The organism is uncultured Roseibium sp. (genome assembly GCF_947496995.1).
Classification (GTDB): domain Bacteria; phylum Pseudomonadota; class Alphaproteobacteria; order Rhizobiales; family Stappiaceae; genus Roseibium.
On record NZ_CANMFD010000003.1, the window covers coordinates 333,251 to 356,104 of the forward strand.

A 22,854-nucleotide genomic window follows, 5' to 3' on the forward strand; every position below is an offset into this window, starting at 1 on the left:
CCTCAAATCGTGACCACAGCCGGGTCGTTGTCGTTGTAAAGCCGCTCCAGCAGCTTCTCGCGGCGCGTCAGCACCTTGCGGACGTTCAGATTGCCCTTGGCCGTCATTTCGCCCTCCGGCATGGACGGCGGTTCGCTAAGAACAATGGCGCGGGACACAAGCGCCGAGCTGCCGCTGATCTCGCGCGCCCGTTCGCTAAGCCTACGGTGGATTTCTCCCTGCAGCAGTGCGCAGCCATAGGCCCCGCCCTCCTCCTGAAGACTGAAGCCTTCGCGGTTCAGTTCCGCGACATTCGGGAAAATCATCACCCCGATCTGCTTGCGGTCCGCACCGGTGATAACAAGATCTGCCGCGAGCGGCGCCATGCGGGACAGCATGTCGAGTTTCAACTGCGCTGCCCGCACCCAGGTGCCGGACTGCAGCTTGAAATCCTCCGACATCCTGCCGTCGAAACGCATCCCCTTGTCGGGATCGTTCTCGTCAAGGAACACCATCGCATCGCCGGTGATGAAGAAGCCTTCCTCGTCGAAAGCCGCCTCTGTCTTTTCAGGATCGTTGAAATAGCCCTGCATGATATTCGGGCCCTTGACGCGCACCTCGCAGCGCATGTCCTCATCGGGAAGCAGCTTCACCGTGACGCCGTTCACGGGTACGCCGACGATACCGGAGCGCGGCGCCGGTTCCTGCTGCATCATCGCGCAGGGCGCGGTCTCCGTGAGCCCCCAGGAAGAGGTCATCAGCGGAATTTCCCCCTTCACCTCCATCGCCATACGCTCGAAACCCGACCAGACTTCCTGCGGCAGGGAAGCCCCCGCATAGAAGATCAGGTCGAGCCCTTCGAAAAAGCGCTGCCTCAGGCCGTCGTCCTTCTCAAGTGCGCCGAGCAGCATGCCGAAACCGAGCGGCACGTTGAACGCCAGGGTGCCGGTCTGCAGCGACAGGTTTTCCAGCGTGCGCTCGAACAGCCCCTTCACCGGCTTGCCGTCATCGATGTAAAAACTGCCGCCATTGGCCAGCATCATGTTGAAATTATGCGAGCCGCCGAAAACATGATTCCAGGGCAGCCAGTCCATGATCACCGGCGGACGTTCCCGCAGGAACGGCAGGGCGTCCGCAAGCTGGGCCTGGTTGACGCACATCATGCGGTGGGTCGTCGGAACGCCCTTGGGACTGGAGGTGGACCCGCTGGTCATCAGGATCTTGCCGACCGTGTCTGCGGTCACTCCCGCAAACGCCGCGTCGACATCGACGCTGTCGTCCCCCTTCAGGAGTTCGGCGAACGCGGTCACCTGTGCAGACCCCGGACGGCTGGCAACGATCTCGATTGAATGCAGCGCATCGAGAGCGAGTGCTTCCGCGAACTGGTCGGCATCCACCACATAGGCCATGCGCGGACGGATCAGTCCGATGACTTCCCTGAGGCGGCCGTGAGCGCCGTGAACCAGCGAATATTGTTCGGCGACAGGCACGACGGGAATACCGACATACTGCGCGGCCAGCGCCAGAAGACCGTGATCGACACCATTGCCCGACATGATCAGGATCGGCGTATCCGGTCCCATTCCACGTGCCAGCAGCGACGCACCGATTGCACGCACCTGGCCGAGCACGCTTTCATAGGATTCCTGCCGCCAGCCGGCGCCGCTTCGCTCCGCCAGAAAAACCCGTTCCGGCGCAGCCTTCGCCCATAAATGCAGCCAGTCACCGGTACGCTCGACCGCCGGGCTGAGCGTATGACGGGATGTCAGCAGGATTGACCCGTCAGCGCGCTGTTGCTTCTCAACGGCATGAGACTGAAATTTCGATGTGCGTTTCATGACTGTTTCCTCCCAATGCCGTGTCAGCTTTGCCGCTGACGGTTCTTCTCGACACGCTGCATGACATTCATCGCCACCGCGAAAGCCTCCGCATCCACGCCCTGCAGGAAAGCCTTCTCATGCGCGGAGACCGCCGCAACGCTCTTTTCATAAAGACGTCTTCCGGCCAGCGTTGCCTTAAGGGCGTAGGCCCTGCGGTCTTTCGGCAGCCGGTCGCGGATGATCAGCTCCCGCCGTTCCAGCTCATCGACGATGACAACGAGATTGGGCCGTTCGATATCCATGGCCTCGGCAAGCTGCGCCTGACTGAGACCGGGATTGTCCACCACCAGAACGAGGGCGGTATATGTCAGCATCCGCAGATCGAAAGGCTTCAACGTCCGGTTCAGATCCGACTGGATGGCGTTGAAAGTCCGTTTCATCTGGTAACCGTAAAACGCGCGCAGGGTCCTGTCGCTGATACTGTGGACGCCCGTCTCAAGTGCGGGTTCGGGTGCGGATTTTTTCATGACGTCACCTGAAGGTCGGGTTGCGTTTTTCCAGAAAGGCCGCAAGGCCCTCTACCGCATCCGGGCTGGTCTGGGTGATTGCCGCGCACAGGCTTTCGGTGAACAGCCCGTCGGCTTTCGACATGTCCTCAATCCGCGCGAGCGCCTGGATCATGATGTAATTGGACAGCGGCGCGTTGGAGGCGATCCGGCGGGCCAGCTCCTGGGCCCTGGCAAGCGCAGCGCCCTCTTCGACGGTATAATGCGCAAGTCCGAGAGCCAGACCTTCGGCGGCATCGTATCTGCGTCCGGTCAGCATCATCTCCGTCATCCTGTCCGCCCCGAGAATGCGCCCCACCCGGACAGACGCGCCGCCGCCCACGAAAATGCCGCGCCGCCCCTCGGGCAGCTGGAAGAAGGCCGTCGTGTCGGCAACGCGCACATGCGTGGCCGCCGCCATCTCCAGGCCTCCGCCGATGACCGCGCCGAACAGGGCCGAGACGACCGGCAGACCGCTGAACTGGATCCTGTCCATGACCTGATGCCAGCCGCGCGAATGGCGCATGGTGCCTTCCGCATCACGGGCGACATGTTCGCTGAGATCGAGACCGGAGCAGAAATGCCCCGCCGTCCCGGTAATGACGACGGCTTTGGTTTCCTTCGGCGGGTTCGAAAAGAAACCGTCGATGGCGGCAAGCAGCTCGTCGCACATGGCGTTGCGCTTGTCCGGTCGGTTCATGGTCAGGGTCGCGACATCGTCGCTCAGTTCAACCTTCAACATCGGTTCACTCATGGCTTCTTCCTCAGCGCGGCGGCAGGCGCACGGCGCCGTCTAGACGAATGGTCGTTCCGTTGAGGAACGGATTGGCGACGATATGCGCCGCAAGCAGGGCGTATTCGTCCGGGTCTCCCAGGCGGGGCGGGAACGGAATATTGGCGGTGATCTTCGCGGAGACCTCTTCCGGCAATCCGGCCATCATCGGCGTTTGGAACAGACCTGGTGCGATACCCACGACGCGGATGCCGTGCTGGGCGAATTCGCGCGCTGCCGGCAGGCACATGGAGGCGATGCCGCCCTTGGACGCCGCATAGGCGGCCTGACCGAGCTGCCCGTCTTCCCAGGCGACCGAAGAGGTGTTGATGATCACACCGCGTTCTCCGGTGTCCAGCGGCTCCAGCGCCATCATCCGGCGGGCGGCATGGCTCATCACGTTGTAGGTACCGAACAGGTTGACCCTGAGCGTCTTCTCGAAGACGTCGAAGGACATCTTGCCCTCACGACCGACGATCCGCGCCGCATGCCCGACACCGGCGCAGTTCACCACCACCCGCGGCGCGCCGCCCAGATGCTGAGCGGCTTCCTCCAGCGCACTGTCGACGGCCGTCTGATCGCCGACATCGGCCTGAACTGCATGCCCGCCGCATTCCTGCGCCACACTCCGGCCACGCTCGATATCGAAATCGAGGATCGCGACCCTGGCTCCGAGCGAAGCAAAATGGCGGGCGGTTGCCGCGCCCAGGCCGCTGCCGCCTCCTGTCACGAGCACGGTCTGTCCGGAAGTCAGCATCACAGCACCTCTAAACCTGTTTGCTTCATCATTGTTATATTCCATATCTATTTAAGCCTGCCGAAACCCCGGCCCCGCTCTCCGGTTAACCGGAGATCAGGAACAGGGTGATCGACGGGAAGAGCACCAGCAGGATGACCCGCACAATGTCGGAAGTGACGAACCAGAGGACAGCCTTGTAGGTGTCCTTCATCGGCGTTGACCGGTCTATGGCATTGATGATGAACAAGTTCATGCCCACAGGCGGCGTTATCAGCCCGACCTCGACGACAATCAGCACCAGGATGCCGAACCAGATCGCAAGGTGTTCCGGGCTCATGCCGAATTCCAGAACGCTGATCACCGGAAAGAAGATCGGGATCGTCAGCAGGATCATCGACAGGCTGTCCATCAGACAGCCGAAGACGAGATAAAACAGCAGGATCAGGGTGAGAACCACCCAGGGGCTGAAGCCCTGCCCGACCACCCAGCCGGAAAGCTCCTGCGGCAACTGGCTCAGCGCCAGGAAGCTGTTGTAGAACGCCGCGCCAAGCACGATGAAGAAGATCATCGCGGTGCTGAGCGCCGTCTGGATGATGCTGTCCAGAAACATCTTGCGCGTGAGATTGCCCGAAACCAGGGCGAGCAGCCCTGTTCCCGCAGCCCCTACGGCAGCGCCCTCGGTTGGCGTGAACCAGCCCCTGTAAATCCCGCCGACGACAAGTCCGAAGACCAGCAAAACCGGCCAGACATCCATCAGTGCCTTGAAACGCTCCGAATAGGGAATAGGCTCACGCGTGCCGGCCGCTTTGGGGTTGAGGCGCACATATATGGAGATCGTGATCATGTAGCCGATAGCGGCCAGAATTCCCGGTATGAAAGCCGCCAGAAACAGCTTGGCGATGTTCTGCTCGGTCAGGATGGCGTAGATCACCAGGATGACGGACGGCGGGATGAGAATGCCGAGCGTACCGCCGGCTGCAAGCGTTGCCGTTGAAAACCCGCCGGAATAGCCGTAGCGGCGCAGTTCGGGAAGCGCCACGCGGCTCATGGTGGCTGCGGTCGCGAGCGACGATCCGCAGATCGCACCGAAGCCCGCACAAGCGCCGACCGCGGCCATCGCCACGCCGCCCTTGCGGTGACCGAGCCAGCTTTCGGCCGCCTTGAACAACGAAGCGGACATGCCCGAGTGCGTTGCGAACTGCCCCATCAGCAGGAACATCGGAATGATGGTCAGCGAATAGCTGGAGAAGGTCGTATAGGTTTCACTCTTCAGCTTGGACAGAAAGATATTCGGGTTGCCGGTGGCGAGATAAAGTCCCCCCAGACCGCACAACAGCATGGCGAGCCCGATCGGTGCGCGCAGGAAAATCAGCACCAGCAGCACGGGAAACGAGAGATATCCGAGTTCGAGCAGGCTCAATGGACTCCCCCTTCCATGTCATCAATCAACTTGCGTCCGGAAATCAGTTCGACAACGCTGGCGCCGGCACAGTAGACGGCAACCACAGACGCGATCGCCGCGGCACCGAAGCTGAGCGCATAGGACCACCAGATGGGGAACTGCAGGATGAACGTGGTTTCCGCATAGCGCATCTTGTCCTCCATCCCCACGAACAGGCGCCAGGTGATGAGCAGGATGACGGCGCTGAGGAGAACTTCCCAGAGGGTCGACAGGAAACGGTTCAGCCCGCGCGGGAAATGGCTTGCGAAAATATCCACCGTCGCATGCGCCTTGCGCAACTGGCAGATCGGCAGAAACGCGAAGATGGTGAAGCTGATCCCGGCCTCGACCAGTTCAAAATCACCGAAAACGGGTCCGACCCCGGTCGCGATCAGCGCGTTCGCAGCAGATTCGGACATCGACGTCAGAAACGCGGAATGCCCGAACGTATTGAGGCCGCGCCCGAGGACGCTGACGCATGTCAGAGCGATCAGCGCCGTCAGCACCAACCCGCCGAGGATTGCCATGAAGCGTGCGAGGCGCTCCACCAGGGGAAACAGCATTATTCAGAATTCCTGAGGGAAAGGTCTCCCGGAAGACAGTCCTCCGGGAGACCGGTTGGCCAGAAAGATCAGTTGCTCATCAGTTCCGCTGCACGCTTGCGCAGGCCGGTACCGTCGAGACCTTTCTCGTCCATTTCAGCCGTCCACTCCTCGATCGTTCCCTGGGCGGCCGCTTCCCATTGCGCAGCCTGTTCGGGCGTGAGGGTGATGATGTTGTTGCCCATGTCGACCGCAGCCTGGCGCGGACCGGCATCGTCTGCCTGCATCTGCTTGCCTGCGAACTTGGAGAATTCCAGTCCGGAATTCGCATCGATCACGGCTTTCAGGTCATCAGGCAGCGACCCGTACTTGTCCTTGTTCATGGCGAACAGGAAAGTGGTCGTGTAGATCGCCTTGCCGGGGAACTCCGTGTGATTTTTCACAAGTTCGTTCACCTTGAGCGCACCGACGACCTCCCACGGGATGACCGTTGCATCCACCACACCCTTGCTCAGGGCTTCGGGAATGGCTGGCACCGGCAGGCCGATGGGCGTCGCGCCGAGATTGGAGAACAATTTGTTCGTCACCCGCGTCGGCGCGCGAAGCTTGACGCCGTTCAGGTCGGAAAGCTCCGTGATCGGCTCGCTGGAATGGATCACGCCCGGTCCGTGCACCCACAGGGCCAACGGTTTGAACGGCGCGAATTCCGTATCCATCATTTCTTCTTCGGCGAGCTTCCAGTACGCCTCGGACATCGTCTCCGCGTCCGTCATGGTGAACGGCAGCTCGAACACTTCAGTGCGCGGGAAACGGCCCGGCGTGTATCCGGCGACCGTCCAGACGATGTCGACAACGCCGTCAACGACCTGGTCGATTAGCTCCGGCGGCTTGCCGCCAAGCTGCATGGCCGGATAACGCTCGATCTTGATGCGTCCGCCGGATTCCGCTTCGATCTTGTCCGCCCACGGGTCAAGAACGTTCTTGGGAACATTTGCCTGCGCCGGCAGGAACTGGTGCATGCGAAGCGTGACTTCCTGCCCCAGTGACGTCGATGCGGTTCCGGCAAGTGCGATTGCCGAAACGGCTGCAGCTGCCGCGAAAGTCGCGAGCTGCTTGTGGAAGTTGATCATCCTGTCCTCCCTTTCAGATCAACATTACAAACTGACCGGAGTCCTCCCCTCGATCAGGTAATGATCCATAATAGTTATACCGTATAACCTTTTTTGAAGTCCTGTCCATCATGAAATGATGGCAGGGAAATGCTGCAAGGAGCCACGAGGCCTGGACAGTGCCGCCGTTCCGGCTTGTCCTCCAGAATTGAACTGGATCCGCGCATCGCCTTGTCCTCTTCCAACGCATCTCCCCGGGGCGGCACCTTATCATTGTTTTCCCGAAAGAAAATCCACCCGATCTTAGACTTATGGCAGCTCGTTCGAAGCCGTTACCATAAGGCGGCAGGTGTCACGGCCACTCATGAAAGCCCGGAAAGGACTTCTTGCGTTCCGCACCGCGTTTGCGGGTCCGGCCCGGTGGAATGCCTGTCTCCCTCTTGTAGAACCGATTGAAATAACCGGCATCCTTGAAGCCCAGCGCGTCGGCGATCTCCGCGACCTGAAGATTGGACTCCGCCAGCAGCGCCTCCGCCTCGATCACAAGGCGCTCATGAATCAGTTCCAGCGGCGCTCTTCCGGTGATCCGCTTGACCGCGCTGGTCAGCCGTGCCCGGGAAACCTTCAAAACCCGTGCATAGGCGGCGATCGTCCAGTGGTCGCGAAGATGAAGCTCCAGCAGGTGAAGAAAATTCCGCACGATCGTTCTGGGCGCCGCCTGGACCTGTTGCGGCTGGGGACTGGAAATCCGCCACAGCGTCATGAGGGCGAGCACGAGATGGTGGCGCGCCGCTTCCTGCCCCCCCGGCAGTTCGCTGCGCAGTTCCCGTTCGACCGATTCGATGGCGCTCATCAACTCCAGCGCCTGGGGCTTTTGCAAACGGGCACCGATGAGGGGATGCAGCAGGGCATCCTTAACCTGCCGTCCGACGAGTCCGGCGGGAACCGCCCTGCCGAAGGCCAGTTCCGACACCGACACCAGCGCGCCGCGCGACCCGGATTTCAGCGTCAGCCGCGCTGTCTTGCCCGCCGGCAGCCAGACCGCGCAAGGGCTGACGAACGGCAACTCGCTGCTTTCGAAATCCAGTTGCCCTTCTCCCGAGACCAGCACGAAGCCCCGGTTGCGGCGGCCGCGCAACGTCCAGCTCGTCGGCGTCAATGCGGTCCGGATCACACCGGCTTCGGTATCGGGAAGAATTTCGATCTGATGCTGGGCAGGACCGGGAGACGGCCAGTTGCCGGAAGACGTATCGAAGAGGCTCATCTGATTATGTGTCCGGCGATCTGCTCAGTTGAAGGGCATATTTGCCTGAAAATAGATATCATAAGTACATTTTTTTCCATTAAATGTACATTTTAATCCGCGCATTCCCGGATAGTGTAATGACGGCGCCGGTCGTGGAGAACCGGCCCCGCCGCTGTCGCACACGTGACTTCGGCCGATTGGGAGGAAAACATGATCACAACATTTCGCAGGCTCAGCCTGACCGTACTTGCGGGCACCGCAGCGCTGGCACTTGCCGCCATGCCGGGCTCCGCACAGGACCATCCGGACAAGGTCAAGATCGGATACGCGGTCTCGAAAACCGGCGCCAATGCCGGCGGCGCCGCAATGACGACCATTCCGAATTACAAACTCTGGCTCTCGGACCTGGAAGCCAAGGGCGGTCTGGAAATGCCGGACGGCACGAAAATTCCGGTCGAGCTCATCGAATATGACGACCGGTCCAGCGCCGAGGAAGTCGTGCGTGCCGTCGAGCGTCTGGCCGGACAGGATGAAGCCCATTTCATTCTCCCGCCCTGGGGCACCGGCTTCAACCTCGCGGTCGCGCCGCTCTTCGACCGTTACGGCTATCCCCAGCTCGCCGTGTCCGCCGTGACCGACAAGGCACCGGATTTCGTCAAGCGCTGGCCGAAAAGCTTCTGGTTCCTCGGCGGCGGCCATGACTATACGAACGCCCTGGCAACCCTGCTGGCCGACCAGGTCAAGGAAGGTGTCATCAATTCCAAGGTCGCGATGATTTCCGTGGCCGACGGCTTCGGCATCGATCTCGTCACCGCGGCCCGTCCTTCCTTTAAGGAAGCAGGTCTTGATGTCGTCATGGACCAGACCTACCCGGTCGGGACCCAGGACTTCACCACCATCCTGAACGAGGCAAAAGCCTCCGGGGCAGACACATTCGTCGCCTTTTCCTATCCCCCGGGCACCTTCGCTCTCACCCAGCAGGCACAGGTAAACAGCTTCAATCCGAAGGTGCTTTATCTCGGTGTCGGCGTCGGCTTCCCGCCCTACGGCGCGAACCTTGGCGAGAAGGCCGAAGGCATCATGACGCTGGGCGGCATCGACCCGGCCAACGAAAGCAACAAGGCCTACCGCGAGCGCCACAACGAGGTGAACGGCCAGTATCCGGATCTGTGGGGCAGCGTCATAACCTATGCCAGCCTGCAGATGCTCGAAGAGGCCATCAAACGCGTAGGCCTCGACCGGGAGGCCGTTTCGAAAGAACTGTCGACGGGAACCTTCGAGACCGTTCTCGGCGAGACCAGCCTTCAGGACAATCAGCTCCGCGACCTGTGGCTGGTGGGCCAGTGGCAGAACGGCACGCTGGCAGGTGTGGCGCCTGCCGACCGGAAAGGCGCCTCCAAGGTGAAGCTCCCGAAGCAGCCCTGGTAAGACGCCTACACGGATAGGAGACCGGCGGGAAAACCGCCGCCGGTCTCCCATGCCCGACAGATCAACGGTTTCGGCAGGAACACATGACACTGACCACCACGCTGATAGCGGGCCTCGTGCTCGGCGGCACCTACGCGCTTGTCGCCATGGGACTGACCCTGCAATACGGCATTGCCCGCATCATGAATCTCGCTTACGGCGACATGATCATTACCGCCGCTTTCGCCGCCTTCGTCGTGCAGGCCCTGCCGTCGATGAACCCTCTGACCGGGTTGGCCATCGTCGTCCCCGGCGGCTTCATTTTCGGCTATCTTGTCTATGTGTTTCTTCTGTCGCCGCTGGTGAAGCGCGCGCCCGACAAGGCGACGCTGGAGGTCGACTCCATCCTGACCACCTTCGGTCTGCTGTTCGTCATCCAGGGCGTGTTGCTGGTGCTGTTCGGCAGCAACTACACCAGCTACACGTTCCTCAACGTGCCCGTCTCGATCTTCGGCACGACCGTTGCCGCCAACCGGCTGATCGCCCTTGTTCTGGCGCTCACCATCGGCCTTATGTTCTACGCCCTGCTGACCCGCACGCGCTGGGGCACGGCCCTCAGGGCAGTTGCGGTATCGCCGCAGTCGGCGAAGCTCGTCGGCATCAATACAGACCGCGCCGCTGCCGTTGCCTTCGCCATGGGCACGGCCCTTGCCGCGGCCGGCGGCACCGTGATCTCCATGTACCAGACCTTTACCGCCACCGGCGGTGTCGTCTTCACCATGAAGGCCCTGATCGTGGTGATCATGGGGGGTGTGGGCAATCTTCTGGGCGCGCTGACCGCCGGCCTCGTGCTCGGCATCGTTGAAACGACCGTCTCCACCTATCTGGATCCCGGTCTCACGCTGGCCGCGACCTACACGATCTTCCTCGCCGTTCTGTTGTGGCGCCCCGAGGGCCTGTTTGGACGGCGCGTGTGATGATGGTGGCATTTTCCTTCACTGCGCTTGCGGCCATCTTCGCCGCCCTCGCCGCAGCTCCCTTCTTTCTGGGCACATACGGAATAGGGTTCCTGCTCGGGCTTGTCGGATACGTGACGCTTGCAAGCGCCTGGGCGCTGTTTTCCGGGCCGACCCGATACGTTTCACTGGCGACAGTCGCCTTCTTCGGCATCGGCGCCTATACGGTGGCAGTGCTCTATGAAACCCTGCCCTCCTGGTTGGTTCTCGTGGTCGCCGCCCTGATCGGGCTGGTCGTCGCCCTTCTCGTCGGCCTGTCGACGCTGCGTCTCGCCGGCGTCTATTTCGTGATCTTCACGTTCGGCCTTGCCGAACTGATCCGCCAGCTCGTCACCTGGTACGAGGTCAACATCACCGGTACGCTCGGACGCTATCTCTTCGTCGACTACGGACCCGAAGTCGTCTATTGGAAACTCCTCGCGCTCTGCGCCGTCACGCTGGCCATCGGCTATTTCATCAAGCGCAGCCGTTGGGGACTGGCGCTGAAGATGATCGGTGACGACGAAGTGGTCGCCGAGCATTGCGGTCTGCCGACAGCCCGGGTGAAGCTGGCCCTCTTCGCGGCAAGCTCGGTTATCATCACGCTGGTCGGCGCCATTCAGGCTCCGCGCTGGACCTATATCGAACCGACGATCGTCTTCAATCCGACAATCTCGTTCCTGACGCTGATCATGGCGCTTCTCGGCGGTGCCGGAAGACTGTGGGGACCCGTAGTCGGAGCCGTGCCGCTGTTCCTGCTGTTCGAGTGGCTGTCCGCCAATTTCCCCGATCATTATTCGATCATCCTGGGGCTGCTGTTCATCGCCATCGTGTTCGTTCTGCCCAACGGTGTGCTCGGCTTTTTCGAAGATCACTGGAACCGGCTGCGCGCGCGCAGGTCGGCAGGCAGCAACGAGCCGTCGCAGGACAAGGAGGTCGGATGATGGAGACCCTTCTGGACGTCAGCAACCTCACCAAACGCTTCGGCGGGCTGACTGCGGTCAACGAGCTGTCCTTCAGCCTGCGGCAGGGCGAAGTGGCCGCGTTGCTCGGTCCGAACGGATCGGGAAAGACAACGGCGCTGAACATGATCTCGGGGTTTCAGCCCGCTTCCGGCGGCACCGTGCAGCTGGACGGCAAACGGTTGACCGGCAAGCCGGCCCACTGGATCTCCCATGCAGGCGTCGCACGCACCTTCCAGCTTGTGCGGGTGCTTCCTTCTCTCAATGTGGAGGACAATATTCTGGCAGCTGTGATGTTCCGCAGGAACCCGCCCGCCAAAGAGGCCGCGAAAGAGGAAGTTCACCGCTTGCTGGAAGACGTCGGCCTGGCGGGACGGTCCGGTGAAAATGCCGCTGCGCTCACCTATATCGACCAGAAGCGCATGGAACTTGCCAGGGCACTGGCCTCGAAACCGAAGCTGCTGTTGCTCGACGAATGGCTCGCGGGCCTCAATCCCTCCGAGCTGTCCATCGGCATCGGGCTGATCTCCAAACTCAACGAGAAAGGCATCACCATCCTGCTGGTGGAGCATGTCATGGATGCGATCCGGGCCTTGTGCCCGCGCGCGGTTGTCATGAACGCCGGGCGCAAGATCGCCGATGGCGCGACCGCCGAGGTGCTCAGGGATCCGGAAGTGGTGCGCGCATATCTTGGAGGCACCCATGCTGACACTTGACGCTCTTTCCGTGCGCTATGGCAAGCACATCGCCCTGGACAATGTGCATCTGCGTGTCGACCCCGGCGAAACGGTCGTGATCCTCGGAGCGAACGGAGCAGGCAAATCCAGCCTTCTCAAGGCCATCTCGGGACTGGTGACACCGGAGCCGGGCGTCAGCATCACCCTCGACGGCCATGAACTGGCAGGGGTTGCCCCGCACCGGATACCAGATGAGGGGATCGCCCTCGTGCCGGAAGGCCGGGGCATCTTCACGGCGCTCACCGTCGACGAAAATCTCGCCCTTGGCGCCTATTCCAGGCGTGCCCGCGCAGGCGAGGCACGGCAGCGGGATTTCATCTTCGATCTGTTCCCGCGCCTTGCGGAACGGCGCAAACAGATCGCCGGCACCATGTCCGGCGGCGAACAGCAGATGGTCGCCATCGGAAGAGCGCTCATGTCCAATCCGCGGCTCCTGATGCTGGACGAACCGAGCCTCGGACTCGCGCCGGTGGTCGTCGGTGAACTCTTCGATGCCCTCGGGCGGATCGGCGCGTCCGGTGTGGCACTTCTGCTCGTGGAGCAAAACGTGACGATCAGCCTCGAACTCGCCGCAAGGGGATATCTTCTGGAAGTCGGACGCGTGGTCGGAGAAGGCAGCGCCGCCGAGTTGAAGGAAGACCCAGCCGTCAGGCAGGCATTCCTCGGCCTCAATGCCTGAAATCGAACGAACTGTATGGAAAACAAGAATTACAAACTGGGATGACTGACATGGATGCACTCGGATTATTGATCGGCTCGGAAGACACGCAATCCGCCGACGGCAAGGTGTTTGAACGCCTCAACCCCATCACCGGCGAGGTCGCGAGCCGTGTCGCCGCCGCCACCAGGGAAGACGCCCGGCAGGCCTGCGACGCCGCCGCCGCCGCTTTTCCCGACTGGGCGGACATGGGCCCCGGTCCGCGCAGGAAACTGCTCCTTGCCGCAACGGCAGCCCTGGAAGCCCGCGCAGATGATATCGTTGCCGCAATGGCCGATGAAATCGGCGCGACAGAAGGCTGGGCACGGTTCAACGTACACCTTGCAGCCGACATGCTGCGCGAAGCCGCCGCTCTGACCACCCAGATAAGCGGAGAAATCATTCCCTCCAACCGCGACGGCAGCCTTGCCATGGGCGTGCGCCAGCCGGTCGGTGTCGTGCTGTCCCTCGCCCCCTGGAATGCACCGGTTATCCTCGGCGTACGCTCTCTTGCCACACCGCTCGCCTGTGGCAACACGGTCGTGATGAAAACCTCTGAAATCTGCCCGCGCACGCACCGGCTGATCGTCGATGCGCTACGTGAGGGCGGAATTCCCTCCGGTGTGCTGAACGCGATCTCCAACGCACCCGAGGATGCGCCGGAAATCGTCGAGACGATGATTTCCCACCCGGCGGTCCGCAGGGTGAATTTCACCGGTTCCACCCGTGTGGGACGGGTCATTGCAGAGATGTGCGGCCGCAACCTGAAACCTGCTCTTCTGGAACTCGGCGGCAAGGCGCCGTTTCTCGTTCTGGACGATGCCGATCTGGACGCGGCCGTTTCCGCCGCCGCGTTCGGGGCCTACATGAACCAGGGTCAGATCTGCATGTCGACAGAGCGCATCATTGTCGATGACGCCATCGCCGACGCCTTCATCGACAAACTCAGCACCAAGGTGAAGTCGCTCAAGGCGGGCGATCCGAGAAAAGGCGAAACCCCGCTCGGCGCCGTTGTCGATGTGCGTGCCGCGGACCGGATCCAGGAACTGGTCAAGGACGCCGTCAGCAAGGGTGCAGTGCTGATCACCGGCGGCGGCGCGGACGGTGCCGTCATGGACGCCACCCTGCTCGATCATGTGACCCCGTCCATGCGTATCTACAACGAGGAGAGCTTCGGTCCGGTCGCGACCGTCGTGCGTGTCTCCGGTGTGGACGAAGCGGTGCGGGTGGCCAACGACACCGAATACGGTCTGTCCTCCGCCGTTTTCAGCAAGGACATCAACCGTGCGATGCGCGTTGCCCGACGGATAGAATCCGGCATCTGCCACATCAACGGACCGACCGTCCACGACGAGGCGCAAATGCCGTTCGGCGGCGTCAAGGACAGCGGCTACGGCCGCTTCGGAGGCAAGGCCGGTATCGCGGAATTCACCGAGCTGCGCTGGATCACCATTCAGGACGGGCCTGTCCACTACCCGATCTGATCGCAGGACAGACCTCATCACTCCTATCGCGGAAACTGCAGATGAAACTGGAAAACAAGACCGCCCTGATTACCGGCGGTGCGGGAAGCCTGGGCCTGGCGACGGCCAGGCTCTTCGTCGAGGAAGGTGCGCGCGTGGTCCTCATGGACCGCGACCGCCTCTCTCTCGATAGGGCATCGGAGGCCTTGCCGTCCGATCGGGTATTGTTTCTGACAGCGGATGTCACCTCCGAAACGGAAATGGCAGCCGCCGTCGAAACCGCGCAAGGCTTCTTCGGGGGCATTGATATCGTGTTTTCCAATGCCGGGAATTTCGGCGAGGTGAAACCGATCGCGGACTATCCACTCGAAGCGTTTCAGAGCGTTCTCAACGTCCACGTTACAGGTGCGTTCCTGACCGCGAAATACGCAGCGCCCGCCATGCGCGACGGCGGCAGCATGATCATCACCTCCAGCGTGGCAGGTACACGCGGCGACCCCGGCGTCTATGGCTATATCACCGCCAAACACGCCCAGGTCGGCCTGATGCGCTGCCTGTCGAAGGAACTTGCCCCCAGAGGCATTCGCGTCAACACAATCCATCCCGGCCCGCTCGACAACTCGTTCCAGCAAGCGGTCGAAGACGGCATCGGCCAAACACTCGGCGTCGACGGGACGAAAATGTTCAACGACATGATCCCGCTCGGCCGTCACGGAACGGTAAGCGAAGTCGCGCGGTCGGTCCTGTACCTCGCCAGCGACGACAGCAGCTTCACCACCGGTACCATGCTCATGGCCGACGGCGGCATGAGCGCCTGAGAGGCAGGATGCCGGATTGATCCCGGCAAATTCGGAACACTCGATTTCGTAATATCCAGGCTCTGTAGAGCCTCCCGGTCCCGGATTGGAAACACAAGGAGAGCAACAACAGAGCCCGGTTACGGTTCACGCCGACGACTTTTCAGCGCCGTTACTGGTACTTGTACATGGCCTTTTCGGAGAACCATTTGCCCTGACGGGTCTCCTTGGTGGAGCGCTGGGCATCCGCCGCGGCAAAGATCTTGTGCGCTTCCTTGCTTCTGCCGCTGTTGAAGAGCGCCCACCCTCGCAGCAGCTGTGTAGTGCGGGTTTCACGGCCACGCAGGGCATTGCGCTCAAGCAGAGCGACCGCCTCCTTGTAGTTGCCGGAATTGAAGGCATTGCGGGCGGAAGTCAGTGACGAGTTCGAATAACTTTTGCTTCCGCCGCTCGACCTTTTCTGCGTTGAGCTTGCAGACGCCCTCCGCACTGTATTAAGGGCCTCTACAGCCGGAAAATCCCCCGACCAGTCGGCAATGAGCTGGTTCTGGCGCTTTGTCTGCTTGTTGCGCTGGGCAACCAGAATGAGGCCGACGACGGCGGCTTCGTTGGGATGAAACTTCATGGATTTGTCAAACCAGGTTTCGGCTTCATCGAAATCGTAGAGCTCGTAGAAATGCCAGCCCAGAACCTGCGCCCCGTTTGCAGACTCGGCTTCCTCGATGGAGTTGGCAAATCTGGACAGGCGTTTGAAATCGAGTTCCCGATCGAGATTGTCCAGTATCTGGATCGACATCACCTCCAGATAGGCCTTGAGGATAAGTGGATCCTTGCGGCGGTTCTCGTAGGCGAGATTTTCCGCCTCTTCGTAAGCGCCCGCTCCCTTCAGTGAAATAACGATCCCCTCTATCGCCTTCACCGAAGGCCTGAGTTTAAGCGAGGCATTGAACCATTCCGCGGCTTGTTCATAATCCTGGCGGGAATAGTAGTACCAGCCGAGAAGTTCCGCATCGCCGGGATTTTGCTGCAGTTTAGCGGAACGCGTGAGAGCTTCCAGATCGGCCCGCTCGACAAGCAGCATTTCGTCGGCTGCCGCCTTTCCCACTTCGCCGCGCACGATATTCAGGAAGATATCGTTGAACTCCGATTGCCCGTCGATCCCGGCCCGGCCGAACGTGATCAGTTTTTCAACGGCCTGACGCGGTAGAGTTTCCGCCGCCTTTTGCACGGTGGCGACACGTTCGTCCGGATTGGAGCAATTGGCCAGGATATACTGGTAAGCGGCAAAAGCTTCCGCTTCGCGTCCTGTCTTGTACAGGGCTTCAGCCGTCCGCCAGATCATGTCCATCTCCTGGCAAACCAGCAGCGTCGGGTTCTTCGCCACCGTCTTGACCACATCCGCGTAGTTTCCGACTTCCGACGCACTGAGGACGGTCTTGCGGGCTTCCGCGTTCATGATCTGGCGCCGCAATTCACCGGAAGGTGCATAACCGGGATACAGTTTGATGAATTCCCGGATCTTTGCATAGAGCTCCTGGGACTTGCCGGCCGCAAACAGATCCCACAAAGGCTGCTCGTTCACCACGGTCTTGTTGGAGTCGAATATGTCTTCCGGCGGCTCCCAGTCCGGGTGCAGGCTCTTCAACCGGTTGATTTCTGCCGAAACCCTGCCGATTTCACCATTGTGAGCGTAATACCGCAGGGCGGATTCATCCACCTGGGGCCTGGCGGGAGCTGCACCCTGTACATTCGCCTGCTGCACGACCCCGGCCGATCCAAGTGCGAAAGGTTCGGCATTCTGTGCCGGCGGGGGTGTTTCCGCGCCTCCCGGAAGCGACAGGACGAAGGGTGAATTGCTGGTTTGCAACGGGACGGTGTCCCAGGGCGCGGTCTGCGCCTGCGCGGCACTTCCAGAAAGCACCAGGCCAACGGCGGTGATTATCCTTCTTGAGATAAGCATTGTGGATACCTCTCAGCTAAAGCCAAAACAGTGAAAATCTGTAAGGTCGATGAATAATAGGGGTCTGCGCCGACGCGCAGCAGTTCGGGAGGAAAGGGCTCGGACGTGTCCATGCAACGGGTCAGTGCCGCGACGGCCGCAAATCCCTTGCCCCCCATGACGCTTTGCGTCTCGCCGGAAACGACATGCACCACATAGGGGCCTCCGGGCGCGTCAAAGCCCTTCAGGGCCGCGAAATCCGCGACCTTTTTCTCCCGGTACGCATTTGTCGAAAGAGCCAGATAAAGAGGGATGCGGATTGCATTGTAACCGAATTCCAGCGGAAACTTTTCCGCCGGATCCAGTTTTATCCCCGAGACATCGACCCAGTCGGGCGGCAGATAGCTGGGGGCGCGCTGCGAAAGGTCGAGCACTTCCTCGCCGACCACGGCGATCTCCTCCCAATTGGCGGATGTATCGAAACGGGCGACCGCCTCAAGGGCGGGATAGACCCAGTAGGAGGGATTGAGCGTGAATTCCTTCCCGTTCCCGGAACTGAACCCGATTTCGCCGGGCAGCAGAACAGGGCCAAAGCCGGTGTCACGGACAAGCTTTTCCGCAATGTCCTTCAGCACCAGCCTGGCCGAACTCAAATTCTCGTTTTCGCCCCAGCTCTTATAGGCTTCGACAAGCCCCCAGGCGATCAGAAGATCCCCATCGGTCGCATTGTTGGTATCGGCGACATTCGGTCCCTTGTCCGTATGTTCCACTTTCCATGCGAAAAGGTGGTCCTTGCGGACCTGCAGGGTTTCGAACGTGTAGTCCCGAATGCGCTCGAAAAGCTCGCGATCGTCGACGGCAACCGCCAGAACCATCCCGTAGCCCTGGCTTTCGCTGTGGCTGATCCCCTGATTGCCATCGTCGATGACGGCACCATCAGCCGTCACGAACCTCTTCGCGTATTCGCGCCACGCCGACTTCAGCCAGAGCGAAACAGCTTCGTTGTCGCGGGCGCTTTGGCCGATCACCTCGGTGGCCATGGCGGGGAAGACCCCGCCGGCCGCCATCATGGAGACAATCACCGCCGCGCAAAGCATCTTTGCCATCTCACCGGCCCGACTTCTTGAGCGCAATGAAATAGACAAACCCGAGCGAAACGCAGAATGCCGCCATGAACAGAACGAAGGACAGCATGTTGTGCGAGATCACACCGGCAACCACCAGCCGCGTGTTGCGCCAGTCGGAAGGATTGGCCACCGTCGCGAAGTAGTTGGGCTCGGAGAACCGCTCCGACACAACCTGACCCGTGGACGCCTTGTAGAGCGAGGTGTCACCATTCAGCCAGGACAGCCGGTTCTTCTCCAGAAGCGCACTCACGCCGGTCTTGATGTCTTCACTGCCAAGACCGGTCACCACCGTCCAGGCGTCCTGTTTTACCGGGGCTCCCATGAAAGCCACCCAGCGTTCGTCCGGAGAAAGGCCGGTGGTCCGTTGCGCGAACAGGACATCCTGTTGTTCCAGGTGGAACTCCTGTCCCGGGTTCGCCCCCGGGCTGAGCCTGAAACCCATGCCCCGCCAGAGCGATCCGGCATAACGGCGCACGTCTGCCCAGAGGCTGTCATCGCCTTCGCTGATCGCATCAAGGCCGAGCAGCCCCGTAATGCCGCCGCTGCGAGCCCGGCGCCCCTGGTTGATCGTTTCCAGATAGGCTTCCTTCGCGGCTCCGGACAACCTGTCGACCGGAGCCACGATCAGACCCGGCCGGGTGCCGACCGGCGCCGAGGACAGAACAAGGGACACCGGACGGACTTCCTGGTTGAGAGCGGCTGAAGCCACGACCAGTTGGACGGCCGTCTCGAGACTTGCCGGATCATCCGCCGGAACCTGAACAAGGGTCGGCCTTGTGTCTGAAGGCGCAGATGCCAGCAGGTTCTTGACCGCGACATTCGGCGTCACCCGCATCCGCGCGAAAGTATCGAACTCAATGGCCGAATTCTCGGCACTCAGATAAAGCCTGTCACCGGAAACCTGCTCCGCCACGTTACACACGGCATCGCCATCGGTCAGCGCGGAAACTTCGATCCTGACTTCGTTGTAGCCCGGCGAAAACCCACCGAGCGGAATGTTGAGCGGATTGCGCGAGCTTATGCCGGTACGCGTCAGATCGGCGGAAGCAAGCGCCGCTCCGTTTGCGAATACCTGCAGTTTGTTGGCTTTCGAAAGATCTCCAAGCGCGTCGACATTGAGACCCAGGGTCGCCTTGCCATAATCCCCGACGAAGAAGTCATTCGGCAGGTTGAGCGAGAAATCCTGGTGCAGCAAACGCCCGTCGAAACGCTTGCTGGTGACACCGAGCTGGGAAAGAGTGATGGCCCTTCCGGTATCCACCTTCCGTCCGAACTTGTTCGCGAATGCCGCCACGCCCGCTCTCGATCCGGTGACGGGAAGCGCTGCAAGACGGGAGGCCAGTGTTTCGATCGTCTGATCCAGCGCCAAACGGTTGTCGGCCGATATGATCAGGGCAATCCGGCCCGTCACAGGCGTTCGCACCAGCGCCAGGCCCGGTATGTCCGAGCGGGAGCTGCCGATGACATAACCAGCCTGGGAAAGTTCAGACCTTGTTCCCAGGATGATGTCGAGACCGGCACCTGTCCCGGGACGGCCCTGAATTCTGACATCGGGATTCAGATATTTGCCGAACACCGCAATGGACTGCGCAACAGCCAGGGCACGGTCGATATTGCCGATGGCGGTGCTGCCGATCTGGACCAGCTGGATATTCGTCGCACCGTTTTCATTGGTCGGGATCGACCTGAGGATGTCGAGATCGCTCAGCACCTGCGGTTGACTGCCCGGCCCCGGATCGAACACCAGGCCGGTATTGGCCGGATTAAGTGCCGTCCACAGTTCATAAGTGGCCGGGATCGTGCAATCGACCCTGTGCCGGTGCTGGGCCAGAAACCGGATTTCGTTGAACCCTTCGACAAGCAGCCCGGGCGGCAGGTCGAAGCTGCGAAGGGTGTTTTGCTCCCCCGCTTTCAGTTCTATTGCCCCGATAACCTGACCATTCACGAAGACCGCCAGATTGGAACTCTCCGGGGCGGCGGAGACCGCGGTCAGGTAATCGACCTGCAGCTTCCTGTATTTGAGCACTTCGTCGCGCGGCGCGTAGATGGCCATGGTCCTTTCAGCCATTTCGCCTTCCAGGCGCAACTGATCGGTGGTCGCCGACAGGCGGCGGATCGCCATCGGGCGGACCGCCTGCGGTTCGAGGATGGACAGATCCACCTCCTGTGCGCCTGCGGGCAGCGCCGGAACCAACATCGCGGTTGCCAACAGGGCGGCCTTTACCAAAGGCATGGTTTTTACTGCAAACATATGGTGTTTCATGACATGTCTCACTCTGCAGGCGTCAGCAGGGTTTCAGGCAGTTCCTGCGCGGTCGGCGCAGGCTTGCGGCGCAGTCCGGATCTCAGGAGGGACAGGACGGCCAGCATCGGGATACGGATCCCCGCGCTCAGCGCCCAGCGTGCGATGCGCAGGCTCCCCGACAGGACCGACGACCCGGAAAGTTTGCGATTGTGCAACGCTTTCGGAATGGTCAGGTCGGAGTAAATCAGGTCACTTGAGGCCATCGCGCAATTGGCGACACTGTCCGCGTAGCCCGCCCCCAGCATCAAACCGGTTGCACCTGCACGCTGCGAAGCGATGCGGACCCGGACAGCATGTTCGGGCATCAGTTCCCGACCGTCCTTGAGCGCACCGCCTTGTCCCTTTTGGGAAGGCGTGAATTTGAGCAGGCCGGTATCGCCGAGAATATTTCCACCCTCGGGAAGCTTCTCCAGCTGCATGAGGACGCCGTTGGTGTTGGCTTCCCTCAGGACGACCGGAATGGATTCATTGTGAAGCTGCAGGACGGCGGTTCTATTGGTCAGGATGCGCGGTGCCGTCCGGACCTCCTTGCGTTCCAGGACCGCCCCGAGAGCGGCTCCCGAAATCAGCAGGTTGAACACCTGCCAGACGCCGACGACGGTCAGCAGCACGCTCTGGCCCGGATCGTGTTCGATGCGCCAGATCAGCACGCCGGTGACGAACAACATGACGCCGAAGAGCAGGATATACGGCCATGCGAGAACGGAAAGCTGCTCTTCTTCCAGGGTTTCCCCCTTGGACGTCACGTTGAATTTCGGTGCCCTCGGATTGAGAAGGACGGAAATAATCGCGGGAAACAGGAAAATCGACTGAATGTACTCGTAAAGCTCGGAAATCCATGGCCATCTCAGCTTGCCGTAGAGACCGGACTGGATCGAAATGACCGCAAGGATATAGGTCATCGTGTAGGCGAGGAATTCCTGCGGCGAGGCAATATAGATCTTCATGTTTAACAGGATGAAGAGCATCGGCGCCAGCATGAATACCAGGCGCGGGAACGGGAACAGCCAGAACATCGCGCTGGACATATACGCGACCCGCTGCATGAAATTCAGACCCGGCTTGAAGAGCGGGCTCTTCAGCAGCAGGATCTGCATCATTCCGCGGCACCAGCGGGAACGCTGGCCGATGAACGAGGCGATTGTTTCCGGCTGAAGCCCTGCAATCATCGGACGGTCGACATACGCGCTCTTCCAGCCGCGTGAATGCAGCTCCAGAGCCGTTTCACAGTCCTCGGTGATGGAAACACCCGAAAAACCGCTGACTTCATTGAGGGCGGCGCGGCGCAGTACCGCGCCCGATCCACAGAAGAAGGTCGCATCCCACTTGTCGAGACCCTTCTGGATCATGCCGTAGAACATGTCGTTTTCCGACGGCATGACGTCGAAGGTGCGCAGATTGCGTTCCACCGGATCCGGGTTGAGGAAGAAATGCGGTGTTTGCACGAGGAACAATTTGGGGTCGCGGAAATAGGCGACTGTTTCCCGCAGGAACTCGCGTGACGGCGCATGATCTGCGTCGAATACGACAACCAGATCGCCGACTGACTTGGAAAGTCCGTAGTTCAGGTTTCCGGCCTTGGCGTGCTCGTTGCGATCGCGGGCGAGGTACGTCGCGCCCAGATCCTCGCAGATGCGCTGCATCGCCTCGCGCCGGGCATATGCCGCCCGCGAGACGGCGCGGTCCGGCGAATTCAGCTTCTGTCCGGTCGCGCCGTCATCGAGAAGAAACACCCGGAACTTGTGCTGGGGATAATCCATGCTCATGGCTGCTGCGATCGTGCAGGCAACCAGACCCGGGTCCTCGTTGTAGCTCGGTATGAAGACGTCCACTGTCGGAGCGTCCTCGTCCGTGGCTTGAACCTGGCGCGGCCGCTCGTACCTGTCGGACACGATGAGCGCGGACAGGAAGAACATGAGAATGCAGAAGAGCTCTGCGGCCATAAGAACCACGCCGGGAACAAAATCATAGAAGTTCTCGACGGGAGGGATTGTCTGGGTAACACGCCAGAAGACGTATCGTCCGACCAGAATGCCGCCGAGCGACAGGAAAATCACCCGGCCCAGAGTACCCGGGAAAGCCTTCGCGACATGCATGACAAGCAGTACGGAAAGCCCGAGGAAAAGCTGCACTTCGACGGACAGGGGAAGCGTGATGATGAAGAACATCACGATAGTCGCCATCGCCGCCAGCGAATATACGGTATACTTTAGCATCGCCTATGCTCCTGAG

The 22,854-nt window shown here is 60.9% G+C and carries 19 protein-coding genes; 7 read left to right on the top strand and 12 right to left on the bottom strand.

The genetic code is table 11. From position 1 onward, the window contains the following. Nucleotides 1-2 precede the first annotated feature (2 nt). The 8 genes from Q1B40_RS14390 to Q1B40_RS14425 form a co-directional block, all read right to left on the bottom strand. On the bottom strand, nt 3-1,817 hold the full coding sequence (locus Q1B40_RS14390; protein ID WP_299815883.1) for a feruloyl-CoA synthase: 1,815 nt from the start codon (nt 1,815-1,817) through the stop codon (nt 3-5). A 23-nt stretch (nt 1,818-1,840) separates the two neighbouring features. Beyond that, complete coding sequence (locus tag Q1B40_RS14395; RefSeq protein ID WP_299815886.1) at nt 1,841-2,326, bottom strand: MarR family winged helix-turn-helix transcriptional regulator; 486 nt, start codon at nt 2,324-2,326, stop codon at nt 1,841-1,843. A 4-nt stretch (nt 2,327-2,330) separates the two neighbouring features. Further along, nucleotides 2,331-3,098, bottom strand: coding sequence for a crotonase/enoyl-CoA hydratase family protein (locus Q1B40_RS14400; protein ID WP_299815889.1), 768 nt, complete (start codon nt 3,096-3,098; stop codon nt 2,331-2,333). A gap of 10 nt (nt 3,099-3,108) precedes the next feature. Next, nucleotides 3,109-3,873 (bottom strand): SDR family NAD(P)-dependent oxidoreductase, encoded by a 765-nt coding sequence (locus Q1B40_RS14405; protein WP_299815892.1) that lies wholly within the window; start codon nt 3,871-3,873, stop codon nt 3,109-3,111. Between the two features lie 85 nt (nt 3,874-3,958). Beyond that, nucleotides 3,959-5,275, bottom strand: a complete 1,317-nt coding sequence (locus Q1B40_RS14410) for a TRAP transporter large permease (protein ID WP_299815895.1) — start codon at nt 5,273-5,275, stop codon at nt 3,959-3,961. Further along, nucleotides 5,272-5,859 carry a TRAP transporter small permease gene (locus Q1B40_RS14415; RefSeq protein ID WP_299815898.1) on the bottom strand — a complete coding sequence of 196 codons (588 nt, stop codon included), beginning with the start codon at nt 5,857-5,859 and terminating at the stop codon, nt 5,272-5,274. Before Q1B40_RS14415 ends, Q1B40_RS14410 begins: the two co-directional genes overlap by 4 nt. Nucleotides 5,860-5,927: 68 nt before the next feature. Further along, nucleotides 5,928-6,968 (bottom strand): TRAP transporter substrate-binding protein, encoded by a 1,041-nt coding sequence (locus Q1B40_RS14420; protein ID WP_299815900.1) that lies wholly within the window; start codon nt 6,966-6,968, stop codon nt 5,928-5,930. A gap of 331 nt (nt 6,969-7,299) precedes the next feature. Next, entirely contained in the window at nt 7,300-8,211 is a 912-nt protein-coding gene (locus Q1B40_RS14425; RefSeq protein ID WP_299815903.1) for an AraC family transcriptional regulator, read from the bottom strand. Between the two features lie 261 nt (nt 8,212-8,472). Here Q1B40_RS14425 and Q1B40_RS14430 point away from each other — a divergent pair, with 261 nt between their 5' ends. From Q1B40_RS14430 to Q1B40_RS14460, 7 genes are all read left to right on the top strand, one after another. Further along, a complete protein-coding gene (locus Q1B40_RS14430) occupies nt 8,473-9,621 on the top strand; it encodes an amino acid ABC transporter substrate-binding protein (RefSeq protein WP_299816538.1) in 1,149 nt (382 codons plus the stop codon). 83 nt (nt 9,622-9,704) lie between these two features. Continuing rightward, nucleotides 9,705-10,577 (top strand): branched-chain amino acid ABC transporter permease, encoded by an 873-nt coding sequence (locus tag Q1B40_RS14435; RefSeq protein ID WP_299815906.1) that lies wholly within the window; start codon nt 9,705-9,707, stop codon nt 10,575-10,577. Beyond that, a complete protein-coding gene (locus tag Q1B40_RS14440; protein ID WP_299815909.1) occupies nt 10,577-11,539 on the top strand; it encodes a branched-chain amino acid ABC transporter permease in 963 nt (320 codons plus the stop codon). Before Q1B40_RS14435 ends, Q1B40_RS14440 begins: the two co-directional genes overlap by 1 nt. Continuing rightward, complete coding sequence (locus Q1B40_RS14445; protein WP_299816540.1) at nt 11,539-12,273, top strand: ABC transporter ATP-binding protein; 735 nt, start codon at nt 11,539-11,541, stop codon at nt 12,271-12,273. Before Q1B40_RS14440 ends, Q1B40_RS14445 begins: the two co-directional genes overlap by 1 nt. Continuing rightward, entirely contained in the window at nt 12,260-12,973 is a 714-nt protein-coding gene (locus Q1B40_RS14450; protein WP_299815912.1) for an ABC transporter ATP-binding protein, read from the top strand. The genes Q1B40_RS14445 and Q1B40_RS14450 overlap by 14 nt, the downstream gene beginning before the upstream one ends. A gap of 50 nt (nt 12,974-13,023) precedes the next feature. After that, nucleotides 13,024-14,475, top strand: coding sequence for an aldehyde dehydrogenase (locus tag Q1B40_RS14455; RefSeq protein WP_299815916.1), 1,452 nt, complete (start codon nt 13,024-13,026; stop codon nt 14,473-14,475). Between the two features lie 41 nt (nt 14,476-14,516). Continuing rightward, complete coding sequence (locus Q1B40_RS14460) at nt 14,517-15,272, top strand: SDR family NAD(P)-dependent oxidoreductase (RefSeq protein ID WP_299815919.1); 756 nt, start codon at nt 14,517-14,519, stop codon at nt 15,270-15,272. 151 nt (nt 15,273-15,423) lie between these two features. Here the strand turns inward: Q1B40_RS14460 and Q1B40_RS14465 are convergent, their stop codons facing one another. From Q1B40_RS14465 to bcsA, 4 genes are read right to left on the bottom strand one after another with little or no spacing between them, the layout of a single operon-like run. After that, the gene (locus tag Q1B40_RS14465) at nt 15,424-17,211 is read right to left on the bottom strand and encodes a tetratricopeptide repeat protein (protein WP_299815921.1); all 1,788 of its coding nucleotides are present in this window, start codon (nt 17,209-17,211) and stop codon (nt 15,424-15,426) included. After that, a complete protein-coding gene (locus Q1B40_RS14470; RefSeq protein ID WP_299815924.1) occupies nt 17,190-18,296 on the bottom strand; it encodes a glycosyl hydrolase family 8 in 1,107 nt (368 codons plus the stop codon). The genes Q1B40_RS14465 and Q1B40_RS14470 overlap by 22 nt, the downstream gene beginning before the upstream one ends. Before the next feature lies 1 nt (nt 18,297). Next, nucleotides 18,298-20,580 carry a cellulose biosynthesis cyclic di-GMP-binding regulatory protein BcsB gene (locus Q1B40_RS14475; protein WP_299815927.1) on the bottom strand — a complete coding sequence of 761 codons (2,283 nt, stop codon included), beginning with the start codon at nt 20,578-20,580 and terminating at the stop codon, nt 18,298-18,300. 8 nt (nt 20,581-20,588) lie between these two features. Beyond that, nucleotides 20,589-22,838 (bottom strand): UDP-forming cellulose synthase catalytic subunit, encoded by a 2,250-nt coding sequence (bcsA, locus tag Q1B40_RS14480; RefSeq protein WP_299815930.1) that lies wholly within the window; start codon nt 22,836-22,838, stop codon nt 20,589-20,591. Between the last annotated feature and the right edge of the window lie 16 nt (nt 22,839-22,854).